The 7743-nt window shown below is 75.1% G+C and carries 8 protein-coding genes; 7 read left to right on the top strand and 1 reads right to left on the bottom strand.

Features of this window, described 5'->3' with window-relative positions; translation table 11 throughout:
• The 7 genes from PAI11_RS26955 to PAI11_RS24130 all read left to right on the top strand — a co-directional run.
• On the top strand, window positions 1-189 hold a 189-nt coding region (locus PAI11_RS26955; protein ID WP_040599218.1), incomplete at its 5' end, for a hypothetical protein.
• A gap of 54 nt (window positions 190-243) precedes the next feature.
• Window positions 244-1215 carry an ABC transporter ATP-binding protein gene (locus PAI11_RS08210; protein WP_007572948.1) on the top strand — a complete coding sequence of 324 codons (972 nt, stop codon included), beginning with the start codon at window positions 244-246 and terminating at the stop codon, window positions 1213-1215.
• Window positions 1215-2018 carry an ABC transporter permease gene (locus tag PAI11_RS08205; RefSeq protein ID WP_007572946.1) on the top strand — a complete coding sequence of 268 codons (804 nt, stop codon included), beginning with the start codon at window positions 1215-1217 and terminating at the stop codon, window positions 2016-2018. Before PAI11_RS08210 ends, PAI11_RS08205 begins: the two co-directional genes overlap by 1 nt.
• A 74-nt stretch (window positions 2019-2092) precedes the next feature.
• Complete coding sequence (locus PAI11_RS08200) at window positions 2093-3577, top strand: BNR-4 repeat-containing protein (RefSeq protein WP_007572944.1); 1485 nt, start codon at window positions 2093-2095, stop codon at window positions 3575-3577.
• An 87-nt stretch (window positions 3578-3664) separates the two neighbouring features.
• On the top strand, window positions 3665-5029 hold the full coding sequence (locus PAI11_RS08195; protein WP_007572941.1) for a sensor histidine kinase: 1365 nt from the start codon (window positions 3665-3667) through the stop codon (window positions 5027-5029).
• Window positions 5017-5679 (top strand): response regulator, encoded by a 663-nt coding sequence (locus PAI11_RS08190; RefSeq protein WP_007572938.1) that lies wholly within the window; start codon window positions 5017-5019, stop codon window positions 5677-5679. Before PAI11_RS08195 ends, PAI11_RS08190 begins: the two co-directional genes overlap by 13 nt.
• An 86-nt stretch (window positions 5680-5765) precedes the next feature.
• Window positions 5766-6710, top strand: a complete 945-nt coding sequence (locus tag PAI11_RS24130; protein ID WP_007572936.1) for a PhnD/SsuA/transferrin family substrate-binding protein — start codon at window positions 5766-5768, stop codon at window positions 6708-6710.
• 39 nt (window positions 6711-6749) lie between these two features.
• On the opposite strand, the gene PAI11_RS08180 is transcribed toward PAI11_RS24130, so the two are convergent.
• A complete protein-coding gene (locus PAI11_RS08180; protein WP_007572934.1) occupies window positions 6750-7550 on the bottom strand; it encodes an alpha/beta fold hydrolase in 801 nt (266 codons plus the stop codon).
• Between the last annotated feature and the right edge of the window lie 193 nt (window positions 7551-7743).

Raw genomic sequence — 7743 nt, 5'->3', positions numbered from 1 at the left:
ACGCTGCGGCTGCGGGCGCGCGGCGGCACGACCCGCACGCTCTCGCTGCGGACGGCTCGCGGCGCCCTGCGGCTGACCGCGGCCGGGCGCCGGACGCTGCGCCGGGGCGGGCGCTTCGCGGTCCGGGTGACCGCCAGCGAGGTCGAGGGCCGCGCCGTGCCGCTGCGGGTGACGCTGAAGCTGCGATGAGTCTCGTCGCCGGCGGCGGTCTCTGCTCCTGCAACGACCTGCGAGAGGTGCAGAATGCCGCTGGTGGACGACCAGATGCCGACCATCGAGCGGGACGATCGCGAGATCTCCCCGCCGACCCCGACCCCGACCGCCCCGGCGGCGATCCGGCTGCGCCGGGTCGTGAAGCGGTTCGGGCCGCTGACCGCCGTCGCCGGCCTCGACCTCGACCTGCCGTCCGGGACCTGCGTCGGCCTGCTCGGCCCCAACGGGGCCGGCAAGTCGACGACGATGAAGATGCTGACCGCCCAGGCGATCGCCGACGAGGGCGAGCTCGAGGTGCTCGGCTTCCGGCTGCCCGCGGACTCGAAGCAGGCTCGTGCGCAGATGGGCGTGGTCCCGCAGCTGGACAACCTCGACGTCTCGCTGACGGTCGAGCAGAACCTGCTCGTCTTCGCCCACCTCTACCGGGTGCCGAAGGCCCGGCGCCAGGCCGCGATCGACCGTGCGCTGCAGATCGCCAACCTGATCGAGCGGCGGACCTCGAAGGCGGACGAGCTGAGCGGCGGGATGCGACGGCGGCTGTTGATCGCCCGCGCGCTGCTGCACGAGCCGCGGCTGATCCTGCTCGACGAGCCGACGGTCGGCCTCGACCCGCAGGTCCGCCAGGAGCTGTGGGCGCTGATCGACCGCCTGCGCTCGGAGGGCGTCTCGATTCTGATGAGCACCCACTACATCGAGGAGGCCGAGCGCCTCTGCGACAGCGTCACGATCATGTCGCACGGGTCCGCGGTCGCCGTCGGCGCGCCGCAGGCGCTGATCGCCGAGCACGCCGGCGCCGAGGCGCTCGAGGTCTACGGCTCGCCGACGCGACTCGGCCAGGTCGAGGCGATGGCCCGCGACCGCGGCTGGCGCACGCGCCGGACCGGCACCTCGGTGGCGGTGCTGGGGGCCGGCGACGCCGCTGACGGGGTGCTCGAGGGCGAGCGCCGGACGACCAACCTGGAGGACGTCTTCGTGCTCCTGACCGGCGAGGAGATCTCCTGATGGCGACCACCACGACCGCCGCCCCGACCCGCCGGCTCGGGCGGCTGGAGCGCGCCGCCGTTCGCGGCGTCATGGTCCGCGAGATCGTCAACTTCAGCTCGTTCTGGCGCTCGTCGACCTTCTCCTCGACCGTCGACCCGACGATCTACCTGCTGGCCTTCGGGTTCGGCTTCGGCTCGCTGGTCTCGACCGTCGCCGGCTACGACTACATCGACTTCGTCGGGACCGGGATCGTCGCCACCACGGTGCTCTTCTCGGGCGCCTTCCCGGCGATGTACTCGACCTTCGTCAAGTACCAGTTCCAGCACACGTACGACGCGATCCTGGCCGCCCCGGTCGACACCGAGGAGCTGGTCACCGCCGAGGCGCTGTGGATCGCCGCGCGCACCGGCACCTACGGCTGCGTGCCGATGCTGGTCGCGGTCGTCTTCGGCCTCGACCCCAGCTGGGGGATGCTGCTGGTGCCGCTGATCGCCGCGCTGGCCGGCTACGGCTGGGCGAGCTTCGGGATCTTCATCGCGGCCAAGGCGAAGACGATCGAGAGCTTCTCCTACTGGCAGAGCGGCTTGCTGACGCCGCTGTTCCTCGTCGCCGGGACCTTCTTCCCGCTCGACCAGCTGCCCGAGTGGGCGCGGATCCTCGGCAACGTCAACCCGCTCTACCACTGCGTCGAGCTGGTTCGCCACGCCGTCTTCGGCTTCGAGGGCTGGGCCGACGTCGGCCACCTGGCCTTCCTCGTCGCCTTCGCGCTGATCGCCTGGCGGCTGGCCGTCCACTACATGGAGCGGCGGCTGATCCTCTAGGAGCTGGGCGGCCAGGCGGGAGACCCGCGACCGGGGTGCCGCACCCGACCGGGCCGGTGGTCGATGATGCCGCGATGCGATCAGCACCACCCGTCGCGCCGCTCCGCCGGGCCGCGGCCCTGACCGCCGGCCTGGCGACGGTCGCGCTGGTCGCCTCGGCGGGGCTCGACGGCGGGGCCGGCCCGACCTCGGCCGCCGCCGGGCAGCGCGTCCCCGCGGACTGCCGGCGGACGGTCCCGATCACGCCGGAGGAGCGCAAGGGCCGCTCGCGGCAGGCGCTGCCGCCGGTGCCGGCGGCGCCGACGCTCGAGGCCCGGACGATGCGGCTCGGCGACGGCGCCTGGAGCTACTTCGGCGACCCGCGTGCGGTCTCGATCGGGCCCAACGTCTACACCGGCTGGATCACCCGCGGCGGTCGCGTGCAGGTCGCCAAGGTCAACCTGACGACCGGCGTTCGGCGGGTCGTCAGCGTCGGCCGGACCGGGCGCGACGACCACAACAACCCGGCGCTGGTGGTGCGGCCGGGAGGCAAGCTGCTGGTCTTCTTCAGCCCGCACTCGGGGCGCGAGCGGCCGTTCCACGTGGTCAGCCGCATGTACTACCGCGAGACGATCCGCGGCCACGACATCCGCCGCTGGACCCGCACGCGGACGGTCCCGGTCAACGCGCGCGGCGAGCTCGGCTACACCTACCCGAACCCGGTCAGCATCGGCGGCGGGCGGACTTTCGTCGCCTGGCGCGGCGGCTGCTGGCGACCGACGTTCGCGATCCGCAAGGGCAGCCACTGGAGCCCCGCGCGCGAGATCGTGCGGGGGCCGAAGGGGCAGCGACCGTACGCGAAGTACGCCCCGGGCAAGCCCGGCAGCGGGGTCGTCCACGCCTGCTACACCGAGGCCCATCCGGCGCAGGCCCGGACCAACGTCTACTGCCTGAACTTCCACGAGGGGACCTTCCGCCGCAGCGACGGCCGGGTCGTCGGATCGGTCCGGCGGCTGCCGATGCCGGCGTCGGCCGGCGACCTGGTCTACCGCTACGAGCAGGCGCTCGGGCGGGCGTGGGTGATGGACGTCTCCGACGACGGCAACGGCAACACCGTGGTCGTCTACTCGGTCGGCTTCAACCGCAACTGGCAGCGCTTCTACAGCGCCCGCTGGACCGGCAGCGCCTGGCAGGTCAGCCGGATCACGCCGGCCTACTCCGACAACCGCCAGCGGTTCCGGGCGGGGGCCTTCGAGACCGGCGGGATCGCGATCGACCCGCAGGATCCGGACGTCGTCTACCCGGCGCGGATCGTCGGCGGGCGCGGGATCGTCGAGCGCTGGACCAGCCCGGACCACGGGCTGACCTGGGTCCGCGACCGGCGCCTCAGCCCCGGCGGCCGCAACTGCTTTCGGCCGACGGCGACGGTGCAGGGCGGGCGGACGGTGGTCCTGTACCTGTGCGGGACGCTGCGGTACTGGACGCGGTTCGACACCGCGGTCTACGCGACGACGCTGGTGCCGACGGTCGGCCCGGTGCCGTCACCAGGGACCGCGCCCGTCGCGCCGCCGGCCGGCTGACCGCCGGGAAGGGGGTGGGGAGAACCCCACCGCCACTCGCCGGGCCGCCCGATGGGCGGGACCTGCGATTCTCGCCACGATCGTCCCATGAGCTCCACCCCCGACCCCACGCCCGACCAGCCCGTCGGCGAGGAGCCCGTCCGCGACGACGTGCGGACCGGCGACGCGCCGACCCGGGAAGCCGCTGCGGTGCCCGCGAGCCGCGACCGGCGGCGCCGGCTCGCGGCCCACGGCGACCGCGCGTGGCACGACTTCGCCTACCTGATGCTCGGCGGGGTGATCGGCACCGCCTTCTTCTCGATCGCGGTGACGATGGTGTCGCTGTCGCTCGGGCTGCTGGTGTTGATCGTCGGCATCCCGATCGCGATGCTCTCCAGCCAGATCATCCGCTGGTGCGCGGAGATCGAGCGCCGGCGGACGCTGATCGTCGACCCGGACGAGGTCCGCGGCGCCTACCGGCCGCTCGGCGAGGGCCTGCTCGGCGCGGCCCAGGCGATGGTCTCCGACCCGCGCCGCTGGAAGGACGTCGGCTACTCGATCGTCCAGTTCCCGGTCACCCTCGCCGGCTTCTGCGCCGCGTCGCTCTGGGCGCTGCCGCTGGGCTACCTGACCGTCCCGCTGTGGTACTGGGCGATCCCCGAGGGCGTCGACATGTTCGGCTTCTCGCAGCTGCGGGTCGACAGCCTCGGGGAGGCGCTCGCCTGCATCCCGTTCGGCCTGCTGCTGATCCCGGTCGCCTACTGGCTGGGGCGCGGCGCGACCATCGTCTCGGTCGGGCTGACCCGCTCGCTGCTCGGCGACGAGCGGGCCGAGCTGGTGCAGCGCGTGTCGCACCTCGAGGAGACCCGCGCCGGCGCGGTCGACGCGGCCGCCGCGGAGCTGAAGCGGATCGAGCGCGACCTCCACGACGGCGCCCAGGCGCGGATGGTGGCGGTGGCGATGGACCTCGGGATGGCCGAGGAGCGCGTCGACCGCGATCCCGAGGCCGCGCGCGAGCTGATCCAGGGCGCCCGCGCGGAGGCCCGCCGGGCGCTGGCCGAGATGCGCGACCTGGTGCGCGGGATCGCCCCGTCGGTGCTCGCCGACCGCGGCCTGGACGCGGCGCTCAGCTCGCTCGTGGCCCGCTCGCCGATCCCGGTGATGCTCGACGTCGAGCTGGAGCGGCGGCCGCCGTCGAGCGCCGAGACCGCCGCCTACTTCGTGGTCAGCGAGTCGCTGGTCAACATCGCCAAGCACGCCGGTGCCGCCAGCTGCACGGTGACCGTTCGCGGCACCAGCCGGCTGCTGCGGGTCGAGATCAGCGACGACGGCAGCGGCGGGGCCCAGATCCTCCCCGGCGGCGGGCTGGCGGGGCTGCGCGACCGAGTCGCCGCCCTGGATGGCATGCTGGAGATGGAGAGCCCGATCGGCGGACCGACCGTCGTCCGGGCGACCATCCCGTGCGTGTCCTGATCGCCGAAGACCATGCCCTGCTGCGCGACGGCCTGACGCGGCTGCTGCGCGACCACGGCCACGAGGTCGTGGCCGCGGTCGAGACCCCCGACGACATCGTCCGCCGGGGGGCGGCGCTGCGACCAGACCTGGCGCTCTGCGACGTGCGCCTGCCGCCGACCTTCACCGACGAGGGGATCCGCGCCGCGCTCGAGCTGCGCGCGATCGTCCCCGACCAGGCGGTGCTGGTGCTCTCGCAGTACGTCGAGCGGACCTACGCGAGCGAGCTGCTGGCCGACGGCCGCGGCGGGATCGGCTACCTGCTGAAGGACCGGGTCGCCGAGCCGGCCGAGTTCGTCCGGGCCTGCGAGCGGGTCGCGGCCGGCGGCACCGCGCTCGATCCCGAGGTGGTCGCCCAGCTGGTCGCGCGCGGTCGCCGCGGCGGCGCCGGCGCGCTCGAGGCGCTGACCCCGCGCGAGCACGAGGTCCTGGCGCTGATGGCCGAGGGCCGCTCGAACCGCGGGATCGCCGAGCAGCTGGTGATCACCGACGGCGCGGTCGAGAAGCACGTCACGAGCATCCTCGGCAAGCTCGAGCTGCCGGCGTCGTCCGGGGACCACCGGCGGGTGCTGGCGGTGCTGGCGCTGCTGCGCGCCTCGGGCGAGGGCTGACCGGGCCCGCGACGCACGGCCCGGGGCCGACCCGGCATCCTCCAGGGCACCCCGCCGGCCGAGCGCCGGCCGCGGGCCCTTCGATCATGAGCACGTCCGCCGTCCGTCCGTCCCCGCGCCTGGTCGCGCTGCTGCTGGTGCTGGCGGTCGCCGTCGCGGCGGCGGGCCTGGCGCTCGTCCCCGGATCCGGCGCCCGCGCGGACGGCGGCGCCGCGGTCCCCGAGCGCTTCGACGACGGCAGCTGCACGAAGACCGCGATCCGGGTCGGCTTCGCGCTCGACGCCGGCGACGGCCCGGGCCGGGCCGCCGCCGACCGCTTCGCCCACGACCTCAGCGACCTGGTCGCCTGCCCGGTCGAGGTCGTCCTGCGCGACAGCCAGAAGCAGCTGCTGCTGTCGCTGGCGCTGCACCAGATCGACCTCGCCCAGCTCGATCCCGAGGCGGTCGTCGTGGCCGACCGGGTCGCGGCGGTCGACGTCGTCGGGATGTTCGCGACCGGCCAGGAGATCCCGGCCCGCCAGGCGCCGGCGCGGATCTGGGTCCGCGACGGCAGCCGCGTCCGGACGGTCGCCGACCTGCGCCGGCGGACGCTGGCGATCGGGGAGCAGCTGACGGCGGGCGGCGACCTGCTGCCGCGGCGGGCGCTGCAGGCCGCGGGCCTGCGCGCCGGCGACGTCTCGCTGCGGCGGATCGCCGACGACGGCGACGCGCTGCGGGCCGTGCGCCGGGGCCAGGTCGACGCGGCCGTCACGCGACTGCCGGTCGGGCCGGCCGAGGCCGCCGGCCTGCGGGCCCTGTGGACGTCGACGCCGGTGCTCGCCGACGCGCTGGCGATCCGGCCGGGCGTTCGGTCGAAGGTCCGGCGCCTGGTCGTCGCCGCGGCCCGCGCCCTGACCGCCACCTCGCTCGGGCCGCTGGCCGAGCGCGAGGGCATCCAGCACGTGACCGCGCTGACCTCGGTCCCGCTCGACCTCTACGCGCCGCTGGCCGTCGAGCTCGACGCGCTGACCGCGGCCGGCCAGGCGCCCTAGCCCTCTCGGGACGCCAGACGTCCCAGGACGCCGGACGCGTCAGCCGGCGGTGAAGCCGGTGATCAGCGCGGCGGTCTCGAGCGGGACGTCCAGCTGCGGGCAGTGGCCGACGTCGTCCAGCTCGACCCAGTCGGCGTGGGGGAGCCAGTCGCGGCGGTAGCGGACGGCGCTCGAGGGCCAGGCGAGGAGCCGGTCGGCGGTGCCCCAGACGATCCGCACCGGGCACGTGATCCGCTCGGCGTCGAGGTCGTAGCCGTCGCGCAGCGCGTGGTCGATCATCGCGGCGGCCCCGTCGCAGCCGGCGACGCCCTGCATCTGGTGGGCCAGCAGCTCGGCCGGCAGGTGCTCGTAGTTGGTCGTGATGAACTGGGTGGCGGCCCGGCGGCCAGCCTCCGAGGCCATGATCGCGTCCGCGTGGGGGACGGCCGCCCGGACCTGCGCCTGCATCGTCGTGAAGAAGCCGAGCGTCTCCCGCAGCGCCGGATCGCCGACCTCCCAGCCGCCCGCCGGCGCCAGGGCGACCACCGACCGCGCGCGGCCGCGGGCGGCCAGCCGCAGGGCGACGAAGCCGCCGAGCGAGTTGCCGACGACGTGCGCCGTCTCGAAGCCCGCCGCGTCCATCGCCCGCTCGACCGCGTCGACGATCGCGTCGGCGTCGACCTCGCCGGTCAGCGGCGGCCCGCCGGCGTGCCCGAGCAGGGTCGGGGCGAGGACGTCGTGGTGACGCTCCAGGACCGGCAGCACCAGCTCCCAGGTCCGCCAGGTGTCGGTGAAGCCATGCAGGCAGACCAGCGGCGAGCCGGATCCGCCGCGGTGGGCGGGGGTGAAGGTGGTGGCCACGCCAGGCAGGCTAGTGGGCCCGACCGTCGTGGCCGGGGGCGGGGTGGGAGCTCGTCCCGGCGGAGCCCGCCACGCCGGCGGGCGCGCCGGGACCTCTAGTCCCGCCCGAGCCCGCCGCGCCGCCGGCGCGGCGCGTCGAGGCGACGCCGAGCGGCGTCGAGCCGCTGCGCCAGCTCGGCGGGATCGGGCGCGG

Source organism: Patulibacter medicamentivorans, from assembly GCF_000240225.1.
Taxonomy (GTDB): Bacteria; Actinomycetota; Thermoleophilia; order Solirubrobacterales; family Solirubrobacteraceae; genus Patulibacter; species Patulibacter medicamentivorans.
This window is presented reverse-complemented; position numbering and strand designations above follow the sequence as displayed.